The organism is Pseudomonas sp. LD120 (assembly GCF_009861525.1).
Classification (GTDB): domain Bacteria; phylum Pseudomonadota; class Gammaproteobacteria; order Pseudomonadales; family Pseudomonadaceae; genus Aquipseudomonas.
Genome location: NZ_WVHL01000005.1, coordinates 291,972 through 312,013 on the forward strand (window position 1 = coordinate 291,972; position 20,042 = coordinate 312,013).

Below are 20,042 nucleotides of genomic sequence, written 5' to 3' on the forward strand. Positions count from 1 at the left end.
GCGTCGGAGTGCCGCTTTGGCAGCCTGCGGCAGCGGCTACAGGGAACCCGGGGTCAGGCCGGCTCGCTGAAGTCGTAGTGCAGTTCGTTGTCCCGCTGGCGGATGCGCACCCCGGCCAGGGCGCGGCCTTCGAGCAGGCGGGTGAGGAACTCGCGGCTCATGTCCGGCAACAGGCTGTTGGTGAGGATGGCGTCGATCATCCGACCGCCGCTTTCGGTCTCGGTGCAACGCGAGACGATCAGGTCGATGACCTCGTCGTCGAAGTCGAAATCCACCTTGTGGGTGCTTTCCACGCGCTTCTTGATCCGTCCCAGTTGCAGGCGGGTGATCGCCTTGAGCATGTCGTCGCTGAGCGGGTAGTAGGGGATGGTCACCAGGCGCCCCAGCAGTGCCGGCGGGAAGATCTCCAGCAATGGCTGGCGCAGGGCCTTGGCGATTTCCTCGGGCTCGGGCACCGCCTGCGGGTTCTTGCAGACATTGGCGATCAGCTCGGTGCCGGCGTTGGTGGTGAGCAGGATCAGGGTGTTCTTGAAGTCGATCATGCGGCCTTCACCGTCTTCCATGACGCCCTTGTCGAACACCTGGAAGAAGATCTCGTGCACGTCCGGGTGGGCTTTTTCCACTTCGTCCAGCAGCACCACGCTGTAGGGCTTGCGCCGCACCGCTTCGGTGAGCACGCCGCCTTCGCCGTAGCCGACATAGCCCGGCGGGGCCCCCTTGAGGGTGGACACGGTGTGGGCTTCCTGGAACTCGCTCATGTTGATGGTGATGACGTTCTGCTCGCCGCCGTACATGGCTTCGGCCAGGGCCAGGGCGGTTTCGGTCTTGCCCACCCCGGAGGTGCCCGCCAGCATGAATACGCCAATCGGCTTGTTGGGGTTGTCGAGGCCAGCGCGGGAGGTCTGGATGCGCTTGGCGATCATTTGCAGGGCGTGGTCCTGGCCGATGATGCGCTTTTTCAGGTGCTGGTCGAGGTTGAGCACGGTTTCCAGTTCGTTGCGGGCCATGCGCCCCACCGGAATCCCGGTCCAGTCGGCGACCACCGAGGCCACCGCCTGGTAATCCACGGTCGGCAGGATCAACGGGGTCTCGCCCTGCAGGGCGCTCAGGCGCTGTTGCAGGTCCACCAGCTTCTCGCGCAGGCCGTGGCTGTCGTCGCCAACGTCGCTGTCCACCAGGCCGACGTTCTCCCGCAGTTGGGCGCGGGTCGCCAGCAGCTCATCCACCAGGGTCTTCTCTTGCGCCCAGCGGCTTTCCAGCGCGGCCAGGCGCTCGCGCTCGGCGGCCAGGAGGTTCTCGCTGTTGACCTGACGGTTGCCGATGGCCACGCCGATCGCCTGTTCCCGGGCGATGATCTGCAGCTCGGTTTCCAGGGCCTCGATGCGCCGGCGGCTGTCGTCCACTTCGGCCGGCACCGCGTGCAGGCTGATGGCGACGCGGGCACACGCGGTGTCCAGCAGACTCACGGATTTGTCCGGCAACTGGCGCGCCGGAATGTAGCGGTGCGAGAGCTTGACCGAGGCTTCCAGGGCTTCGTCGAGGATTTGCACCTGATGGTGCTGTTCCATGGTCGAGGCCACGCCGCGCATCATCAGCAGCGCCTTGTCTTCCGAAGGCTCGGCCACTTGCACCACCTGGAAGCGCCGGGTCAGGGCCGGGTCTTTCTCGATGTGCTTCTTGTACTCGGCCCAGGTGGTGGCGGCCACGGTACGCAGGGTGCCGCGGGCCAGGGCCGGTTTCAGCAGGTTGGCCGCGTCGCCGGTGCCGGCGGCGCCACCGGCGCCCACCAGGGTGTGGGCTTCGTCGATGAACAGGATGATCGGTTTGGGCGAGGCCTGGACGTCTTCGATGACCTGGCGCAGGCGCTGTTCGAACTCGCCTTTCATGCTGGCGCCGGCCTGCAGCAGGCCGACGTCGAGGCTGCGCAGCTCGACATCCTTGAGCGCCGGCGGCACGTCGCCGGCGACGATGCGCAGGGCGAAGCCTTCCACCACAGCGGTCTTGCCGACCCCGGCCTCGCCGGTGAGGATCGGGTTGTTCTGCCGGCGGCGCATGAGGATGTCCACCAGCTGGCGGATCTCTTCGTCACGGCCGACGATCGGGTCGAGCTTACCGCTGCGGGCCTGCTCGGTGAGGTCGAAGGTGAAGCGCTGCAAGGCTTCCTGCTTGCCCAGGGCGCTGGGGGCCATGGCGCCGCTGGCTTCGCCGGGCACCGCGCCGACATTGAAGCCGTCGCTGGCGCTCAGGGCGTTTTCCGGCGAGTCGCCGATGTATTCGTCAAAGCGCTCGCACAGGGTTTCGACCTTGATCTTGTCGAACTCCCGGGACAGCCCCAGCAGCGCGTGGCGCAGGCTCGGGGTCTTGAGGATGCCGATCACCAGATAGCCGGTGCGCACCTGGCTTTCACCGAACATCAGGCTGCCGTAGACCCAGCCGCGCTCCACCGCTTCCTCGACGTGGGACGACAGGTCGGTGATCGAGGTCGAGCCCCGGGGCAGGCGGTCCAGGGCTTCGGTCAGGTCCTTGGCCAGGCGCGCCGGCTCCAGGTTGAACTGGCGGATGATGCGGTGCAGGTCCGAGTCCGTAAGTTGCAGCAACTGGTGCAGCCAGTGGGCCAGTTCCACATAGGGATTGCCCCGCAGTTTGCAGAAGACCGTGGCGGCTTCGATGGCTTTGTAGGCAACGCTGTTGAGTTTGCCGAACAGCGCCGCGCGACTGATTTCACCCATGCTCTGTGCTCCTTGGTGTATGTGAGGTCGTGGCCTGATCGGCGTAGTGCCGGGCCAGTATGAGATCCTTGGCATCACTGCCGGGTTGACCGAGCCAGGTGTTGAAACCCAGGCGCTGGCGGCCGTTGAGTTGCAGCTTGGGCACTTCGTCCTTGAGCAGAACCAGGTTCAGGTCCCAGTCCAGTTCATGCCCCAGGTATTCGGCGACCCAGGCCACCAGTTCCTTGAACGGCTGGCCGTCGGGCAGCATCCCCAGGTAGTCGTCGAGCTTCAGCGGACCCAGGCGGATGCGGAATTTGTGCTGGCGGTCCCAGACGTGGCTACCCAGGCACAAATCCACGCCCAGTTGGCGGGCCTGGACCCCGAGCCGGCTGCGCTCGGGCAGTTCCAGCCACTGGCCGACGTATTCCTCGATCGCCACCGGCAGGCCGAAGTACTCGCCGATGATCGCCCGCAGGCCGTCGGGGTAGCGGGTCTGGGCCGCCAGGTGGCCGCTGTAGTGCAGCTTGGCGGTGTCGGCAAGCAGCCCCTGGTTGAGCAGGCTGGGCATGCCCCGGCCGCTCAGGGCGGCGAGGCGCGCGGACCAGTAGTCGTCGTCTGGGCGGTCGTGGCTCACCGTCGGCCGGGCTTCGGCCCAGGCGCGGTAGAACAGGCTCAGCAGGCGATGGTGGAACACATCGAGAAAGCGCTTGCTGGTGCTGTCGGCGTTGTTGCGCTGGCGTTCGCGCACGTACTCGGTGAGGTGCAGCGGCAGGGGGCCGTTGGGGCCGCCCAGGCCGAAGAAGAACTGCTCCAGGCGCGCGGCACCGCCTTCGCTGCCGGGGCTCACCGAAGCCAGGGTCGAGGGAGCGAAGGTGCAGTCAGCCTGCTGGCCCAGGCGCAGGGGATCGTCCGCCAGGCGCAGGGAGTGACCGAAGCGCGGCAGTTGCGGCGACAGGCATTCGATCCGCCGCAAGGCCTGGAAGAAGTCGTACTCCCAGGGCTCGGCGTGCATCGCCGTCAGCGTATTCAAAGAGTCGGACGACGTCCGGGCTTGGCTTTCCATCGCATGATCTCGCCGCGTTCGGTGGTACGGATCACCGTCTCGGTAAAACTGTTGATCGACACGTAACGTGCCAGGAAGCGCTCGAAGACCGCGCCGAGCAGGAACACCCCGGTGCCGCGAAACGCGTTTTCATCGAATTCCAGGGTGATCTCCAGGCCGCGGCCAAAGACGATCGGCCCGGGCATCGGCAGGCGCCGGGTCACCGCCTGGCTGCTGACCTCGCGCAGGCCCTCGATCTGCAATTGCAGGGCCGCGTCGTTGCTGTCGCCGTACAGCCGCAACAGCTCGCGCAGGGCCGCCGCGCCCTGGCCCTGTTCGGCGAGCGACAGGTAGTTCAGCGACAGTTGGCTGATCAGCCGCCAGGCCTTGCCGTCGTGGGCATGGCTGGGGCGTGGCCGGCTCGGTCCCGCCAGGCAGCGGATGGCCTGCACCGGGGCGCTGTCGGCCAGGGTGAAGTCGGTCTTGCCGTTGCCCACGTTCATGAACAGCGGCAGGTCGCGGTTGGTGCACAGGGCGCTGACCCCGAGCTGGCGCAAGTCGTGGCGATAGGGCGCTTGCTGGCCGTCCACCAGGCTGACGAACGATTCGCTGCCGATGTAGGTCGAGCGCGGGCCGTTGCGGCGCTGGTCGCTGGACAGCACCCGCGGCTCGCGGCGGATCATGTAATAGGCCTGGTCACGGCCGTAGCGGGACGGGTCGCGCACCGCGTAGAACGGCAGGAACGGCTGCTCCGGACCGGTGCCGTGGCCGCTGAGGGCGGTCAGCGAATGCACTTCGAAATCCATCGGCCGGGTGCGGTCGGCGATCACATGGTGCTCATTGACCCGGTCGGACAGGTGGATACGGTCCAGGCGCTTGGGAAACAGGTTGATCGCCGGGGTGCAGAACGGCACGAACTGGCTGGCGCCAACGCTGCCCTCCAGGCTCTGCTCGAAGCGCTCGAAGAGTACGATCAGCTCCAGTTCCTGGCCGGCGCAGCGTTGTACGGCACGGCTCAGTTGGGCGAATTCGACGAACAGGAAGCGGTTGGGCAGGGCGAAATATTCCTGCAGCAGGCGATAGCCCTGGAACGCCTGGGGCACCACTGGCAGCGCCGCATCGCAATCATCGAAGCCTCGGGAGCGCAGGGCGTCCTGGGGCAGGCGCTCGACCCAGTCGCTGCCCGGGGCCCGGGCGAACACCGCGCAGGCGTTGCCCAGCAACTGTTCGTAGAGACGGAACGGCAGCTCGTTGTTGCCGTTCAGGTACAGCGGCAATGTATCCAGGCCCAGGCTGTTGAACGGCAGTTCGGCGCCGGTGCGCAGGGTCAGGCGTAGCCCGGCCTTGGCCTTGGGTTCGCTGGCGGCCAGGCGTCCGAGCACCGTCGATGGGTTGCCGAAGTACTCGGCCTGGCTGACTTGCAGCGGCCACAGCGTCACCGGGTGCGCGGTGCGGTATTCGCAGCAGGTCTGGGTGTCGCGGCCCAGGGCGGAGCGCAAGCGGGTGTCGCGCTCCAGGGTAAAGCCGCTGCTCAGGGAGCCTTCGTCGGGATCGGCCTGCAACTGCACCACGGTCATCGACGGGGTCGGCGCCAGGTAGTGCGGGTAGGCGATCTCCAGCAGGTTGTGGGTGAAGGTCGGGTACTCGGCATCGAGTTTGAGCTGCACCCGGGCCGTCAGATAGGCGAAGCCTTCCAGCAGGCGCTCGACATAGGGGTCGGCGCAATCCATGCCCGACAAGGTCAGGCGGCTGGCAATCTTGGGAAATTCCTTGGCGAACTCGGCGGCGCTTTCGCGCACGTGGTGCAGTTCCTGGTTGTACAGCTCCAGCAGGCGCGGGTTCATGGGCGCCTCCGGGAATCGGCGTGGACCACCCGTACATGGCCCGACTCCAGGTCCATGTCGGTTTGCAGCAGCAGGCGCAGGGGCATCGGCTGGGCCCACAGGTCGCCTTCGATCTCGAAGCTCAAGGCGTTGTGGTTCATTTCGCCGGGCGCGGTGCGCGCACGGACCCGCAACGTGCTGCGCAGAATCCGCGGTTCATAGGTCGCGATGGCCTGGTGAATCAGGCTTTCCAGGGCCGGGATGTCGATGCTTGAGGCACTGTACCCAGCCAGGGCTGGCAGCCCGTAGTTGACCACCGAGGTGCCGGCGGGGGTGTGCAGGGTGGCATCGGCGTCGAGTAAAGAGGTGGTGTTGAGCAGCCACGCCAGGTCGCGCAGTACCGAGGCCTTGAGTTGGCTCAGGGACAGCACGCGTTTGTCCGGGCTTTCTTTCAGGTTGCCGGGTTCATCGTCGGACAGACGATCCAGCAGGGAAGGTTGCAAGCGATCGCGGGCGGCGATGTCGGTTACCAAAGGGTTCGCTCCAGGATCGGATTGCGCAGGCATGACGTCACGAAAAGGGGCACAGGTGCACAAACCTGTAGCCGCTGCCGCAGGCTGCGAACGAGGACAACGTCCTCGCGACCCGGACCACCCATGCGGCGTGGCCCGGATCTTTCGCCGCCGCGGCGCGACCGCAGCGGATCAGCGCTTGGTGTTCGAGCGGATGTTCCAGCCGTACTTGATCGGGCCGCCGTCCTTGGTGCCGTCGGCTTTCTGCGGCTGGTACTCGACCATCACCTGAGCAAAGTTCAGGGTGATGTTTTCGGTCAGACGGTCATCGCTGCCCGAACCGCCGGTGCTCAGCGAGGTGATCAGCACTTCTTCCAGGTCGATGATCATGTACTCGACCTGGCTTTCGCCGCCGGCCTTGCGCACGGTCAGGCGCACCTTGTCGATGTGCTTGCCGCTGGAGCAATGCATCATCAGGTTCGGCGAGGCCTTGTCGACGTACTTGGTCAGCGACAGGTCCTGGATGTTCACCTTGCCCGCGCCGCCGCCACCGCCAACGTGCATGTTGCCGGACTGGGACATGCCCCAGCTCCAGTTCAACACGTCGATCTCGTCTTTGTGGGCTTTGTCCATGGACTCGCCCTTGATGTCACCGATCTTGATGAAAATATCAACAGCCATGTTTTCTCCCTGTGTGGCCCTTGCCACGATGTTGGTTCTGCTTCTGTAGTCGCCACTGCTGGCTGCGGTAGCGCCCGCCTCGCGGTCGGTCGCAGCCTGCGGCAGTGGCTACAGGTTTGAGTCGGTTATGGATCAGACGCCCTTGGCGGACGGCAGTTTGGAGACCAGGCGCAGCGACACGGTCAGCCCTTCGAGCTGGTAGTGCGGGCGCAGGAAGAACTTCGAGTTGTAATAACCCGGGTTGCCTTCGACTTCCTCGACCACCACTTCCGCCGCCGCCAGCGGGTGCTGGGCCTTGGTGGTTTCGGTGGAGTGCGCCGGGTCACCGTCGACGTAGTTGAGGATCCAGTCCTGCAGCCAGCGCTGCATTTCGTCCTTCTCTTTGAACGAGCCGATCTTGTCGCGCACGATGCACTTCAGGTAATGGGCGAAGCGGCAGGTGGCGAACAGGTACGGCAGGCGCGCCGCCAGGTTGGCGTTGGCGGTGGCGTCCGGGTCGTCGTATTCGGCGGGCTTTTGCAGCGACTGGGCGCCAATGAAGGCAGCGAAGTCGGTGTTCTTCTTGTGCAGCAGCGGCATGAAACCGTTCTTCGCCAGTTCCGCTTCACGGCGGTCGGAGATGGCGATCTCGGTTGGGCACTTCATGTCCACACCGCCGTCATCGGTGGGGAAGGTATGCGCTGGCAGGTTTTCCACCTCGCCACCGGATTCCACGCCGCGGATCCGCGAGCACCAGCCGAAATGCTTGAACGAGCGGTTGATGTTCACCGCCATGGCGTAGGCGGCGTTGGCCCAGGTGTATTTGGAGCTGTCGGCGCCGTCGGTGTTCTCTTCGAAGGCGAAGGCTTCCACCGGGTCGGTCTTGGCGCCATACGGCAGGCGCGCCAGGAAGCGCGGCATGGTCAGGCCGATGTAGCGCGAGTCTTCCGATTCACGCAGCGAGCGCCAGCCGGCGTATTCCGGGGTGGTGAAGATCTTGGTCAGGTCGCGCGGGTTGGACAGTTCCTGCCACGAACCCATGCCCATCACGGTCGGCGATGCCGCGGCAATGAACGGCGAGTGCATGGCGGCGCAGACTTTCGACAGCTCGCCCAAGAGCTCGACATCCGGTGGCGACTGGTCGAAGTAGTAGTCGCCCACCAGGCAGCCGTAAGGCTCGCCGCCGAACTGGCCGTATTCCTCTTCGTACATCTTCTTGAAGATCGGGCTCTGGTCCCAGGCCGTGCCCTTGAATTTCTTCAGGGTCTTGTGCAGTTCCGGCTTGGAGATGTTGAGCACGCGGATCTTCAGCTGCTCGTCGGTCTCAGTGTTGTTGACCAGGTAGTGCAGGCCGCGCCAGGCGCTTTCCAGTTTCTGGAATTCCGGGTGATGGATCACCTGGTTGACCTGGGCGGTGAGCTTGGCGTCGATGGCGGCGATGATCGATTCGATCGACTTGATGGCGTCGTTGGACACCAGGTCAGTCTGCGCCAGGGCTTGTTCGGCCAGGGTCCGCACGGCGGTTTCCACGGCTTCGCGGGCACGCTCGGTCTTGGGTTTGAATTCCTGCAGCAGCAGCGAAGCGAATTCGCTGGCCTGCTCGGTGGCGGCAGGTTGCGCCTGATTGTCACGCATCAATTCGGTCATGATCGTTGGTCCTGATTTACGCGTTCGGCTCGGAGTCAGCAGGCTTTGGCGCACTGGCCAGGGCCTGGAGCAACGCCGGATCCTTGATGGCTTTCATGATGATTTCTTCGGCGCCGGTCTTGCCGTCCATGTAGGTCAGCAGGTTGGCCAACTGAGTGCGAGCCTCCAGCAACTGGTTCAGCGAGTCGACCTTGCGCGCCACCGCGGCAGGGCTGAAGTCGTCCATGCTTTCGAAGGTGATGTCCAGGCTCAGGTTGCCTTCGCCGGTCAGCTCGTTGGGTACGTGGAACGCCACGCGTGGCTGCATGGCCTTGAGGCGCGAGTCGAAGTTGTCGACGTCGATTTCCAGGAACTTGCGCTCGGCCACGGCGGGCAGGGGCTCGACGGGCTTGCCCGCCAGATCGGCCATTACACCCATGACGAAGGGCAACTGAACCTTTTTCTCGGCGCCGTAGAGTTCGACGTCGTACTCGATCTGCACCCGGGGCGCGCGGTTGCGCGCGATGAACTTTTGAGAACTTTGCTTCGCCACGTTGTGCTCCTGGTCGCTGTTGCGACGGTGTTGGCGTCGGTCGGTGATAGCCGCTGACGGTGCTGTTCGGCCACTTGGGGGTTATTCGGATTCGGGGCCGCGCAGGTTTTCAAATTGCGACAGGCCATCGGGGATCAGATTGCGCACGATGGTCGCGAAATCGGCGTTGACCAGGTGCTTGGCTCGGTTAAGCAGCACCGGTAGCGGGCTCGAAGGCTCGTAGCGGCTGTAATAGGCCAGCAGTCGGTCAAGGCTGCGCAGGACATCGTCACGGCTGTTGATCTCGCCGGACACGCGTGCCACGGCCGCCGCCGGCAGGTCGGCGACCTCGGCGGTGAAGGTGTCGTTGTCCTGTTCGGCGTGGCTGTTGGGTGTTTGCGGTGCATGTTGGCCAAGCACCTGCAAGGCCAGGCGCAGTGGCTGCTTGAGCGCACTAAGGTCGACACCGCTGGCGGAACCGACCTGGTCGCTGACCTGCTTTTCGATGGATTCAGCCGCCGAGCGTGCTTGGCTCAAGGCGTTGCGAATCTGCTCCAGATGGTCTGGATCGCTGTCTTGCATGGCGCCGGCCAGGTGGTCGGCGCCCAGGCTCTCGCCGGAAAAATGCTGCAGGCCCGCCGCGTTCAGCGCCGCGCGCAGGCTCACCGGGCCGAAGGTCCGGGAACGGGTCAGCATGGCTTCGCGCAGCAAACCGATGGTGGTGTCCGAGGCAAGGCCCGCCAGGGCGTTGATGCGCACCGTGGGATCGTTGTCGTCGTCGGCATCCAGGCGCGGATGCAGCTCTGCCCAGTAGTCGCGCAGCAGGCTGTTGATCAGGTCGAGGCTGGTGGCAAATCCCGGCAGGCCTTCGAGGGCCAGGGTGCTTTGCACAAGAAAATGGGTGATGCGCAGGTCTTTGCTGCGCGCCAGCAAATCCAGGCTCTGTTGCTGGATGCTGCGCCAGTCTGGGGGCTCGGCTGGCAGGATCGAGTCGCCCATGCTGCGCTCGGGCTGGCCCTGTGCGGCCCGCTCCAAGTGCAAGAAATCCGCGTCATATTCCAAGTCTTCGCCACAAGGCGAAGTTGCTGAAATGGCGGCGAGCAACATCGGTACATCCACCTGGTTCGATCTCCCTATCAGCCTGCAGGACAGTCAGGCAATTAATGCACTAGTTGTTTGTGAACTCGCGCACATTTCTTGGTTAACATGGACTAGTTGATACTAGTGGGCCATCATCCGTGTTCAAGAAGTTGTGCATTTTTGGTGTAGTAGTTGTGCCTTGTCAAGGTAAGCTATTCGCCCCGCATGACAGTGTAATGTCGTCTTATTAGTTCGTTGACCGCCGAGTCAGATAGCGGCGGCGTGAAGGGCTTTTGTCATCTGTGTGGTTTAAGTTGGTCGATCATGCTGTGAACGGCGTTGCTCAAGGGATTTTTTTGCGAACTTTTTGTTTTTTTACGGAACTTTTTTCCTGACGCCGGTTCGCAGGCGAAGTACAGCAAGGAGGCGAGATGTCGCTGTGTTTGACTATCACTAGTTATCACAAGATCACCCCTGGTCAATGCCCTGAGAAACTAATGGATCAGGGGATGATGGCAATTGGCCGTAGTTCCGATAATGACTGGGTACTTCCTGATCCTGAGCGCTTAGTTTCCGCGCGACATTGCGTCATCCAATACAAAGATGGCCGTTATTACTTGACTGACAGCAGTACTAATGGTGTGGAGTTAGTCCGTGCCGGTATTCGCATGCGCCGGGGCAACAGCGAGCCGCTGGAAGATGGCGAGGTTATTCGCATTGGCGATTATGAGATCAGCGCGCGGATCGATTTCAGCCTGAACCGTGCAGGTGCTGAACCCTTTTCCGGGGACAGCTCCAACAGTTTCGAGGCGTTGATGGGGCGCCAGTTGGCGCCGCCGACGCCGATCGAACCGATTTCCGTGGCGCCGGTGGCGCATTTCCAGGGCGCTTCGGCCCAGGACACCTTTCCCGACCTGTTCGACTTTCTCACCCCGAGCGCGACCCCGCCGGCCACGCAGCCGGACCACGTGCCGGCCGAGCAGCACGATTTTCGCCCGCCGACCCCGACTGCGGTGCCGCAGCCCGTGGTGGCGCCGCAGCCAGCGGCGCCCCAGGGTGGCGCGCTGATTCCGGAAGACTGGGACCTGTTCGCCGAGACGCCACGCAGCCCTGCGCCAGGGTTCGATGTGCTGCCAGCGGTCGCACCGCCCGTGGTGGCCCCAGCCCCGGCCCCGCTTGCCGACCCGACGCCATTCAGCGCAGAGCCTGCACAGCCACAGCCACAGCCACAGCCACAGCCACAGCCACAGCCTCAGGCCCTGGCGCCCGTGGCCCCGGTGGTTGCCGAGGCCCCGCTGGCGCCGGTCGCGGAGCCCACGCCGGCGGTGCCTCAGCCCGACCTGCTGCAAGCCTTCCTGCGGGGCGCCGGGCTCGATCAGTTGCGCATCGATCCGCAACAGGCCCAGGCACAGATGGAAAGCCTGGGCCGCAGCTACCGCTTGATGGTCGAGGGCCTGATCGATGTGTTGCGTGCCCGCAGCAGCCTCAAGGGCGAGTTCCGCATGCAGCAGACCATGATCCGCCCGGTGGAAAACAACCCGCTGAAGTTCGCCCCCAATGTCGAGGAGGCCCTGCTCCTGCTGCTGCGCCACAGCAACCAGGCGTTCATGGCCCCGGACCAGGCAGTGCAGGACAGCTTCGACGACCTGCGGGCTCACCAGTTGGCGGTCATGGCCGGGGTCGAAGCTGCCATCAAACATTTGCTGGGGCGTTTCGAGCCCAGCGAACTGGAAGCCCGCATGGCCAAGCCCGGAGGCCTGAGCAACCTGTTCAGTGGCTCCCGTCAGGCGCAGCACTGGCAGCAGTTCACCGCGCTCTACAGCCAGATTTCCCGCGAGGCCCAAGACGATTTCCAGGACCTGTTCGGTCGTGAATTCAGTCGCGCCTACGAAGAACACACCCAGCGCCTGCGCCGCTCCTGAGCGCGCCTGGAACACCCCCGAACACACGGATACACGGACAGCTGATACGTCATTGAGGACGCAGGATGATTCAACGATTGCTGACATTGGTTGCCATGCTGGTTCTGGCGGCCTGTGCCAAGGACGCACCCCCGGCCGAGCCGCTCAAGCAAGGCGCCGGCGCCACCACGGTGGCCCTGCATTTTCAGGCAGTGCCCGGGCTTAATCCTGGCCCTGACGGCCAAAGCACGCCGGTACGGGTACGGATCTTCGAGCTGAAGAACCCGGCCACGTTCATGCGCAGCGATTACTTCGCCCTGGCCGAGCGGGCCCCGGCGACCTTGGGTCCCGACCTGATCGACCAGGATGAAGTGCTGGTCCAGCCCGGTGACCAGTTCACCCTCAAGCGCACCCTCGACCCGGCCACCCGCCAGGTCGGCCTGTTGGTGGGCTATCGCGAAGTGGACCGGGCCCTGTGGCGGCTCAGCGTCAACACCGCGCAGCGCCTGAATAACGTCTATCAGATCGTCCTTGAAGCCCGCGCGGTCAGCGCTGAGCTTGAGGCGTCCCCATCCAGCCCTGCCCAATAGGCAATCGGAGCAAGCATGTCCTGGAACAATCGCGTGGTCTGGTCGGAAGGCATGTTCATTGGAACCCAGCACTTCCAGCAGCATGACCGTTACCTGGAAAACCTTATCGACGCCCGCAGCCGGCCGCTGTCGGTGGGCGCCTGGGGGTTTTCCGAGCTGCGCATCGATCAGGGTCTGCTGGCCCAGGGCAAGCTGGCCATCGTCAGCGCCCGTGGCCTGCTGCCCGACGGCACACCGTTCAATATTCCCCATGACGATCTGGCGCCCAGCCCGCTGAGCATCGACGACAACCTGCGGGACGGTCTGGTGTACCTGGCGCTGCCGCTCAAGCGCGCCGGAGCCCGTGACACCGTGGACGAAGGCGAAGAGTTGGGCGGCGCCCGTTACCTGAGCCAGGTGCGCGAGGTGCGCGACGACAACGCGCCGTTTGAAAACCGTGCGCCGGTGGCCGTGGGCTCCCGGGCCTTGCGCCTGCTCACCGCCCAGGACGGGCTGAGCGACTACGCCGCTGTCGGCGTGGTGCGGATCAAGGAAAAGCGCGCCGACCGCGCCCTGGTGCTGGATGACAGCTACATCCCGCCGCTGCTGGATGTGGCGGCGTCCAAGACCTTGAGCGCTTTTCGCAGCGAGTTGCTGGGCCTGCTGCACCAGCGCGGCGAAGCCCTGGCCGGGCGGGTGGTGGCGTCGGGGGCTGGCGGTGCATCGGAGATCGCCGACTTCATGCTGCTGCAGTTGGTCAACCGTGCCCAACCGCTGATCGGTCACCTGAACCAGATCAGCCCACTGCACCCTGAGCGTTTGTACAGCGAGCTGGTGAGCCTGGCCGGTGAATTCTCGACCTTTTCCACCAGTGCCCGGCGTCCGGCCGAGTACCCGCAGTACCAGCACGATGAACTGGCCCTGAGCTTTGCCCCGGTGATGCAGGCCCTGCGCGAGGCGCTGTCGATGCTGATCGACAGCAAGGCGACGCCGATCCCCATCGTCGAAAAAGCCTACGGCGTGCACGTGGCGATGTTGGCCGATCGCACCTTGCTGGATAACGCCAGCTTTATCCTGGTGGTGCGCGCCGATGTGCCGGGGGAGACCCTGCGCGGGCGCTTTGCCCAGCAGAGCAAGGTGGGGTCGGTGGAGCACATCCGCGACCTGGTCAACCTGCAACTGCCGGGCATCGGCCTACTGCCGTTGCCGGTGGCGCCACGGCAACTGCCGTACCACGCCGGTTCCACGTATTACGAGCTCGACCGTGGCAGCGAACACTGGAAACAACTGGTGCATTCCGGCGGCTTCGCCTTCCACGTCGCGGGGGATTTCCCGGGCTTGAACCTGGCCTTCTGGGCCATTCGAGGATAAGTCGCGATGCATCCGTTCGACGATTCGCCAGGGCAGCCGTCCCCGGCCAATGACCGCACCCAATTCATGCCGCGCCCCGGTGGCCGTGCGCCCGAGCCCGGGCGGGCGGCCTCGCCCGCCCCGTCGTTGGCGATGCCGGCCGCGCCGCTGGCGACCGGTCAGGCCCGTGGCCTGAACCCGCTGGAAAGCGCTGCCGGCCCGCTGCTGGCTTTGCTTACCCGGCTGCGCAGCACCTTGGCGCATCCGGCGCCGGCCAGCTTGCGGGCGCAACTGCTGGCCTACCTGCGCCAGTTCGAGGAGCGTGCGGAAGCCGCCGGCGTGCCGCGCAACGACGTGCTCCTGGCGCGCTATGCGCTATGCACCGCCCTGGATGAAGCGGTGCTCAGTACCCCCTGGGGCAGCACCAGTGATTGGGGCAAACAGAGCCTGTTGATCACCGTGCACAACGAAGCCTGGGGCGGCGAGAAGGTCTTCCAGTTGCTGGAGCACTGCCTGCAAAGCCCTCGCGAGCGCCTGTACCTGCTGGAGCTGTTGTACCTGTGCATGTGCCTGGGTTTTGAAGGTCGCTATCGGGTGATGATTGACGGGCGCAGTCAGCTTGAAGTGTTGCGTGAGCGCACCGCGGCCACCATTCGCAGCGCCCGTGGCGAGCACGAGCGCGAGCTGTCGCCGCATTGGCGCGGGGTCAGCGTGGCCCGTGATCGTCTGGCCCAGTTCATGCCGCCCTGGGTCGGTATCGCCATTGGCGTGGCGCTGCTGCTGGCGCTGTTGTTCGGCCTGCGCCTGAAGCTGGCGGCGGACGCGGAACCTGTGTTCAAGAACATTCATGCCCTGGGCGAAATCCCGGTGCAGACCCTGGACCGTCCGGTGATCCAGCCCAAACTGGTGGAGCGTCCGCGTCTGGCGGGCTTCCTCGCCGAGGACATCAAGGCCGGGCGAGTGGCGGTGGAAGACGCCGTTGACCGTTCGGTGGTGACCATCCGTGGCGACGAGTTGTTCGCCTCGGCCAGCGCCAGTATTCGCGATGACTTCCAGCCGTTGATGCTGCGCATCGCCGATGCCATCCGCAAGGTCAAGGGCCAGGTGCGGGTCACCGGCCACAGTGACAATCGGCCAATCGCCACCTTGCGCTTCCCGTCCAACTGGAAGCTGTCCCAGGCCCGCGCCGAATCGGTGCTGCAGATTCTCGCGGCGAAGACCGGCCAAGCCGAGCGCTTCAGCGCCGAAGGTCGCAGCGACACCGAACCCTTGGCCAGCAACGCCACCGCCGAAGGGCGAGCGCGTAATCGTCGGGTAGAAATCAGCGTGTTGGCGGAGGGGGTCGAGTGAAGGCGTTTTTCGGTTTTGTGGTTCGCTGGGTGATCCCGCTGCTGGGGCTGCTCGCCCTGAGCCTGATCATCTGGTTCATTGGCCCGCTGTGGGAGTTGCTGGTGCCGGAAGGCCGGCGCTGGGCGCTGATCATCTGCATCTTCGCGGTGTGGATCGGCTATCGGGTGTTTCGCCTCATTCAGGCCCGTCGGCATGCGGCCAAGGTGTTACAAAGCCTGGCCGCCGATACCCCGCCCGATCCGGACAGCGTGGCCACCGCCGAGGAGCTGGCGGCCCTGCGTCAGCGCATGGACGAGGCACTGGCGTTGCTGAAGAAGGCCAAGCTCGGCGGTGACGAGCGACGCAATCTCTATGAGCTGCCGTGGTACGTGATCATCGGCCCGCCGGGGTCCGGCAAGACCACGGCGCTGGTCAATTCCGGCCTGCATTTTCCCCTGGCCGCGCAACTGGGCGCCGGTGCCGTGCGCGGCGTGGGCGGCACCCGCAACTGCGACTGGTGGTTCACCGACCAGGCTGTGCTGCTGGACACCGCTGGGCGCTACACCACCCAGGACAGCCACGCCACGGTGGACAAGGCGGCCTGGTTGGGATTTCTCGACCTGCTGAAAACCCAGCGTTCGCGGCGGCCGATCGATGGCGCCTTCGTCGCCATCAGCCTCTCCGACCTGCTGCTCAGCAGCGAAGCCGAGCGGGCGGCGCATGCTGCGGCGATCCGTCTGCGGATCCAGGAGCTGTACACCCAGTTGGGCGTGCGTTTCCCGATCTACCTGATGCTCACCAAGCTCGATCTGGTGCCAGGTTTCATGGAGTTCTTCGACGGCTTGAGCCAGGAAGAGCGCTCCCAGGTCTGGGGCATGACCTTCGCCCTGGACGACGGCAACAGCGGCGACAGCCCGCTGCTCCAACTGCCGGCCGAGCTGGCGGCCCTGGAGCAGCGCCTCAACGAGCGGCTGGTGGAGCGTCTGCAGCAGGAGCGTGACCCGGCGCGGCGCGACCTGATCTACGGTTTCCCGCAGCAGTTCGCGGCGCTCAAGGAGTCTTTGCAGGGCTTTCTCGATGGGGTGTTCAAGCCCAATGCCTTCGAGGAGCGGGTATTGCTGCGAGGGGTGTATTTCACCAGCGGCACCCAGGAAGGCAGTCCCATCGACCGCTTGATCGGCGCCATGGCCCAGAGCATGAACCTGGACCGTCAGCACCTGGCGCGCCAGACCGGCACCGGCCGCAGCTACTTCATCGAGAAGCTGTTCAGCGCCGTGGCGTTTGCCGAGCGCGGGCTGGTGGGGGTCAACCCCAAGGTCGAGCGGCGGCGTAAATGGATCGCCCGCGGCGCCCTGGCGGCCACCGTGGCCCTGGTGCTGGTGGTCAGTACCTTGTGGATCGTCAGCTACCGGGCCAACCAGGCCTATATCGCCCAGGTCGACCAGCGGGTCGGCCCGGTGCGTCAGGACGTGCAGAGCCTCAGCCCGGCCCAGCGCGATGTGCTGGCAGTGCTGCCGCTGCTCAACGCCACGCGCAACCTGGCCGGCAATGCTCCGGGTTGGGCCGAGGGCCTGGGCCTGTATCAGGGCGACATGCTCGAAGCCGAGTCCGCCAGCGTCTATCGCAAGCTGCTGGTGGCGGTGTTCGCCCCGCGCCTGATGACCCGCATCGAGGAGCAGCTGCACAGCGGCGGCAGCTCGGATTTTCTCTACGAGGGCCTCAAGGCCTACCTGATGCTGGCGGACAGCGAGCACTACGATCCGGACTTCATCAAGGCCTGGATCACCCTGGACTGGGACCGCACCCTGGCCCGCGACCTGCCGCCCGAGCAGCGCCAGGCCCTGACCGGCCACCTGCAGGCACTGTTCGAAAAACATCCTCCCAATGCGCGGCTGGACCAGCGCCTGATCGACGACCTGCGCCGCCAACTGCAACAGCTGCCGGTGGCCCAGCGTGTATATGACCGGGTCAAGCGGGCCAAGCTGCCGGACGGTGTGCCGGACTTCCGCCTCAGCGAAGCCGGTGGCCGTGATGCGGCGCTGGTGTTCACCCGCAAGAGCGGCAAGCCGTTGAGCGAACCCCTGAGCGGGCTGTTCACCGCCAAGGGCTACCGCGAAGGCTTCCTCCTGGCCAGCGTCAATCAGGCCAGCACCCTGGCCGAAGAGCAGTGGGTGCTGGGGCGCGATCAGGCCGACCAGCAGAACCTCGCCAGCCTCGCGGCTGATGTGCGTCGGCTGTACTTCCAGGACTACCTGCGCCAGTGGGAGGCGTTGTTGGCGGACGTCGACTTTGTCCCCATCACCAGCGTGGCCCAGGCCGCCGATGTGCTGCGGATCCTCTCCGGGCCCAGCTCGCCGCTGAAGAAACTGCTGGTGGCGGTGGCCAAGGAAACCGACCTGCAGCAGGAAGAACGCCTGTTGGCGGCCCAGGGCCAGAAGGTCGAGGGTGGGGTGGATCAGCTCAAGCAGCGCCTGGGCTCCTTGCTCGGTCAGGAACAGGCGGCCAACCCGGCCGCGACCGCCAGTCATGAAGACCCGGTCAGCGCGCATTTCGCCGAGCTCAACAGTCTGGTGAGCCAAGGTGAAGGCGAGCCGGCGGCCATCGACGGCTTGCTGGCGGACATGAACGCTTTGTACGTGCAGGTCAGCGCCATGGTCGGCGCCAGTGGCGATGCGCTTTTGGGCGAGGCCAAGAACCAGGCCAGCGCCGCGGCGGCGCGGGTCAGCTTGAGCGCCGCGCGCCAGCCGCCGGTGGTCCAGGGCTTGGTCAAATCGGTGGTGAACGCCACCACCAACACCATGATGGGCGGGGTGCGCAATCAGCTGAACGCGGCCTGGGTCAGCGAAGTGGTCAACGTTTATCGCCAGTCCCTGAGTGGGCGCTATCCGATGTCGCGTAGCAGCTCGCGGGATGCGACCCTGGATGACTTCGGCCAGTTCTTCGGGGTGGGCGGGGTGATGGACAACTACTTCCGCAAGTACCTGCAGCCCTACGTCAACACCTCGACTCCGACCTGGAGCTGGCAGCCGGGAGCCGCGCAGAAGCTGGGGATTTCCTCCGGGGTGCTGCACACCTTCCAGCGTGCATCGAACATCCGTGACGCCTTCTTCCGCTCCGGTGGCACCCAACCTATGGTGCGCTTCGAGCTTAAGCCGGTGGCCATGGACGCCAGCATCAGCCAGTTTCTCCTCGATCTGGACGGCCAGCAACTGAGCTACGACCACGGCCCAAGCCGGCCGGTGGCCATGCAATGGCCGAATCCGGGGAGCATCGGCGTGGTCCGCCTGTCGATCATGCCGCCCTCGGCCACCGGGCGCTCCGGGGTCACCCTGGACGGTCCCTGGGCCTGGTTCCGCCTGCTGGAGCAGTCGGACCTGACTGCCGGCAACTCGCCGGACCGTTTCAACCTGCGGCTGCGGGTGGACAGTGCGAGCATCTCTTACGAACTGCGTGCCAACAGCGCCTTCAACCCGTTCAATCGCCGGGTGCTCAGCGGCTTCAGCCTGCCGGAGCGGCTATGACGGCGTTTGGCCTGTACGGCAAGTTGGCCAGTCGCGGTGATTTTGTCAGCCGTGGGCTGCCGCAGAGTTTTATCAGCCCCTGGGACGGCTGGTTGGCCGCCGGTTTGTTGGCCAGCCAGAACGCCTTGGGCGAGCAGTGGCTGAACGCCTATCTGGTCAGCCCGTTGTGGCGTTTCGCCCTGGCGCCCGGGGTCTGCGGACCCGACGCGGCGGTGGGTGTGGTGATGCCGAGTATCGATCGGGTCGGGCGTTATTTCCCCCTGACCGTGGCGGCGTTGCTGGAACCCGACGCTGATCTGGCGTCCCTGGTGAGCGGCCCGGAACAGTGGTTTGAACAGGTGGAAGCGCTGTTGTTGGCGACCCTGGATGAAGGCGCCTGTTTCGAAGCCCTGGAAGCGGGCTTGCAGGCCTTGGGCGCGCCCATTGCGGCGCCTCGCCTTGAAGACAGCCGGTTTGCCGGATTGCAGCGCTTTTATGTCAGTGATCCTCAGGCCCGGGGGGCGGTACTCGCGGCCCAGGGCTGTGAAGGTTCCAGTGCTTGGTGGGGACGAGGTTCGGCTGCCATCAGCCCGATGCTGCTGCGGTGTCAGGGCCTGCCAGCGGCCAGCGATTTTGCGCAATTTTTGCTCGGACAAGAGGGTGCCGTTTAAATGGGTTCAGCGCCGCAACTGTCCTACCAGTCCGCCAGCTACAGCCATGTCGGCATGGTGCGGAAAATCAATGAAGATGCCTGGCTCGAAGCCCCGGAGACCGGCCTGTGGCTGGTGGCCGATGGCATGGGCGGGCACGCCGCCGGCGATTACGTCAGCAGCCTGATCGTCGACAGCCTGCGGGCGGTGCCGGCGGCCGAGAGCCTGGAGCAGTACGTCGCCGCGCTGCGCAATGGCCTGGCGGCGGTGAATGCCGCGGTGCGCGAGGAAACCGCCAATCGCGGCGTGATCATGATGGGCAGCACCGTGGTCCTGCTGGTGGTGCGCGGGGCGCAGGCGGTGTGCCTGTGGGCCGGCGACAGCCGCCTGTACCGGTTGCGCGACGAGCAATTGGAGAGCATTTCCCGGGATCACAGCTACGTCCAGGACCTGCAGGACAGTGGCTTGCTCAGCGAGGCCGAAGCGCGGGTGCATCCACGGGCCAACATCGTCACTCGGGCCGTTGGCGTCGAAGCGCACTTGGAGCTGTCCCAGGTCGATCTGCAGGTGCGGGAGGGCGACACCTTCCTGCTGTGCAGCGACGGCCTGAACAAGACCGCCGAAGACTTTGAGCTGCGCGACGTGCTCAGTCACAGCGAGCCCAACGACGTGGTGCGCAGCTTGATTCACCTGGGCTTGACCCGGGGTGCGCCCGACAACATCACCGCCATCGTGATCAAGGCCGCAGGACAGTGAC

General features: G+C 65.2%; 15 protein-coding genes. 7 read left to right on the plus strand and 8 right to left on the minus strand.

The features are described from left to right. Positions 1-53 precede the first annotated feature (53 nt). From tssH to tssA, 8 genes are all read right to left on the minus strand, one after another. Positions 54-2,729, minus strand: a complete 2,676-nt coding sequence (gene tssH / locus PLD_RS15640) for a type VI secretion system ATPase TssH (protein ID WP_159894211.1) — start codon at positions 2,727-2,729, stop codon at positions 54-56. Then, positions 2,722-3,774 carry a type VI secretion system baseplate subunit TssG gene (gene tssG, locus PLD_RS15645; protein ID WP_159894213.1) on the minus strand — a complete coding sequence of 351 codons (1,053 nt, stop codon included), beginning with the start codon at positions 3,772-3,774 and terminating at the stop codon, positions 2,722-2,724. Before tssG ends, tssH begins: the two co-directional genes overlap by 8 nt. Further along, positions 3,738-5,597: a type VI secretion system baseplate subunit TssF gene (gene tssF, locus PLD_RS15650; protein WP_159894215.1), complete on the minus strand. Its 1,860-nt coding sequence runs from the start codon at positions 5,595-5,597 to the stop codon at positions 3,738-3,740. The genes tssG and tssF overlap by 37 nt, the downstream gene beginning before the upstream one ends. Continuing rightward, entirely contained in the window at positions 5,594-6,109 is a 516-nt protein-coding gene (gene tssE / locus PLD_RS15655; protein WP_159894217.1) for a type VI secretion system baseplate subunit TssE, read from the minus strand. The genes tssF and tssE overlap by 4 nt, the downstream gene beginning before the upstream one ends. 171 nt (positions 6,110-6,280) lie before the next feature. Continuing rightward, positions 6,281-6,769 (minus strand): type VI secretion system tube protein Hcp, encoded by a 489-nt coding sequence (locus PLD_RS15660; RefSeq protein ID WP_011064257.1) that lies wholly within the window; start codon positions 6,767-6,769, stop codon positions 6,281-6,283. 132 nt (positions 6,770-6,901) lie between these two features. Continuing rightward, the gene (gene tssC / locus PLD_RS15665) at positions 6,902-8,395 is read right to left on the minus strand and encodes a type VI secretion system contractile sheath large subunit (RefSeq protein WP_159894219.1); all 1,494 of its coding nucleotides are present in this window, start codon (positions 8,393-8,395) and stop codon (positions 6,902-6,904) included. A 16-nt stretch (positions 8,396-8,411) separates the two neighbouring features. After that, positions 8,412-8,927: a type VI secretion system contractile sheath small subunit gene (tssB, locus tag PLD_RS15670; protein ID WP_159894221.1), complete on the minus strand. Its 516-nt coding sequence runs from the start codon at positions 8,925-8,927 to the stop codon at positions 8,412-8,414. Between the two features lie 81 nt (positions 8,928-9,008). Next, complete coding sequence (tssA, locus tag PLD_RS15675) at positions 9,009-10,025, minus strand: type VI secretion system protein TssA (RefSeq protein WP_159894223.1); 1,017 nt, start codon at positions 10,023-10,025, stop codon at positions 9,009-9,011. Between the two features lie 392 nt (positions 10,026-10,417). Here tssA and tagH point away from each other — a divergent pair, with 392 nt between their 5' ends. From tagH to PLD_RS15710, 7 genes are all read left to right on the plus strand, one after another. Next, a complete protein-coding gene (gene tagH, locus PLD_RS15680) occupies positions 10,418-11,908 on the plus strand; it encodes a type VI secretion system-associated FHA domain protein TagH (protein ID WP_159894225.1) in 1,491 nt (496 codons plus the stop codon). A 65-nt stretch (positions 11,909-11,973) separates the two neighbouring features. Further along, positions 11,974-12,477, plus strand: coding sequence for a type VI secretion system lipoprotein TssJ (gene tssJ / locus PLD_RS15685; RefSeq protein WP_159894227.1), 504 nt, complete (start codon positions 11,974-11,976; stop codon positions 12,475-12,477). 15 nt (positions 12,478-12,492) lie between these two features. Continuing rightward, the gene (tssK, locus tag PLD_RS15690; RefSeq protein ID WP_159894229.1) at positions 12,493-13,827 is read left to right on the plus strand and encodes a type VI secretion system baseplate subunit TssK; all 1,335 of its coding nucleotides are present in this window, start codon (positions 12,493-12,495) and stop codon (positions 13,825-13,827) included. A 6-nt stretch (positions 13,828-13,833) separates the two neighbouring features. After that, positions 13,834-15,156, plus strand: a complete 1,323-nt coding sequence (locus PLD_RS15695) for a DotU family type VI secretion system protein (protein ID WP_159894231.1) — start codon at positions 13,834-13,836, stop codon at positions 15,154-15,156. After that, the gene (gene tssM, locus PLD_RS15700) at positions 15,153-18,656 is read left to right on the plus strand and encodes a type VI secretion system membrane subunit TssM (RefSeq protein WP_159894233.1); all 3,504 of its coding nucleotides are present in this window, start codon (positions 15,153-15,155) and stop codon (positions 18,654-18,656) included. Before PLD_RS15695 ends, tssM begins: the two co-directional genes overlap by 4 nt. Continuing rightward, positions 18,653-19,306: a type VI secretion system-associated protein TagF gene (gene tagF / locus PLD_RS15705; protein WP_159894235.1), complete on the plus strand. Its 654-nt coding sequence runs from the start codon at positions 18,653-18,655 to the stop codon at positions 19,304-19,306. The genes tssM and tagF overlap by 4 nt, the downstream gene beginning before the upstream one ends. Continuing rightward, on the plus strand, positions 19,307-20,041 hold the full coding sequence (locus PLD_RS15710; RefSeq protein WP_159894237.1) for a PP2C family serine/threonine-protein phosphatase: 735 nt from the start codon (positions 19,307-19,309) through the stop codon (positions 20,039-20,041). The last annotated feature ends 1 nt before the right edge of the window (position 20,042 follow it).

Bases quoted from the DNA above. Each gene is read 5' to 3' on its own strand.
- tssK (WP_159894229.1), top strand. From the start codon at position 12,493: ATGTCCTGGAACAATCGCGTGGTCTGGTCGGAAGGCATGTTCATTGGA.
- tssF (WP_159894215.1), bottom strand. From the start codon at position 5,597: ATGAACCCGCGCCTGCTGGAGCTGTACAACCAGGAACTGCACCACGTG.
- PLD_RS15660 (WP_011064257.1), bottom strand. From the start codon at position 6,769: ATGGCTGTTGATATTTTCATCAAGATCGGTGACATCAAGGGCGAGTCC.
- PLD_RS15710 (WP_159894237.1), top strand. From the start codon at position 19,307: ATGGGTTCAGCGCCGCAACTGTCCTACCAGTCCGCCAGCTACAGCCAT.
- tagH (WP_159894225.1), top strand. From the start codon at position 10,418: ATGTCGCTGTGTTTGACTATCACTAGTTATCACAAGATCACCCCTGGT.
- tssH (WP_159894211.1), bottom strand. From the start codon at position 2,729: ATGGGTGAAATCAGTCGCGCGGCGCTGTTCGGCAAACTCAACAGCGTT.
- tssC (WP_159894219.1), bottom strand. From the start codon at position 8,395: ATGACCGAATTGATGCGTGACAATCAGGCGCAACCTGCCGCCACCGAG.
- PLD_RS15695 (WP_159894231.1), top strand. From the start codon at position 13,834: ATGCATCCGTTCGACGATTCGCCAGGGCAGCCGTCCCCGGCCAATGAC.
- tssG (WP_159894213.1), bottom strand. From the start codon at position 3,774: ATGGAAAGCCAAGCCCGGACGTCGTCCGACTCTTTGAATACGCTGACG.
- tagF (WP_159894235.1), top strand. From the start codon at position 18,653: ATGACGGCGTTTGGCCTGTACGGCAAGTTGGCCAGTCGCGGTGATTTT.
- tssJ (WP_159894227.1), top strand. From the start codon at position 11,974: ATGATTCAACGATTGCTGACATTGGTTGCCATGCTGGTTCTGGCGGCC.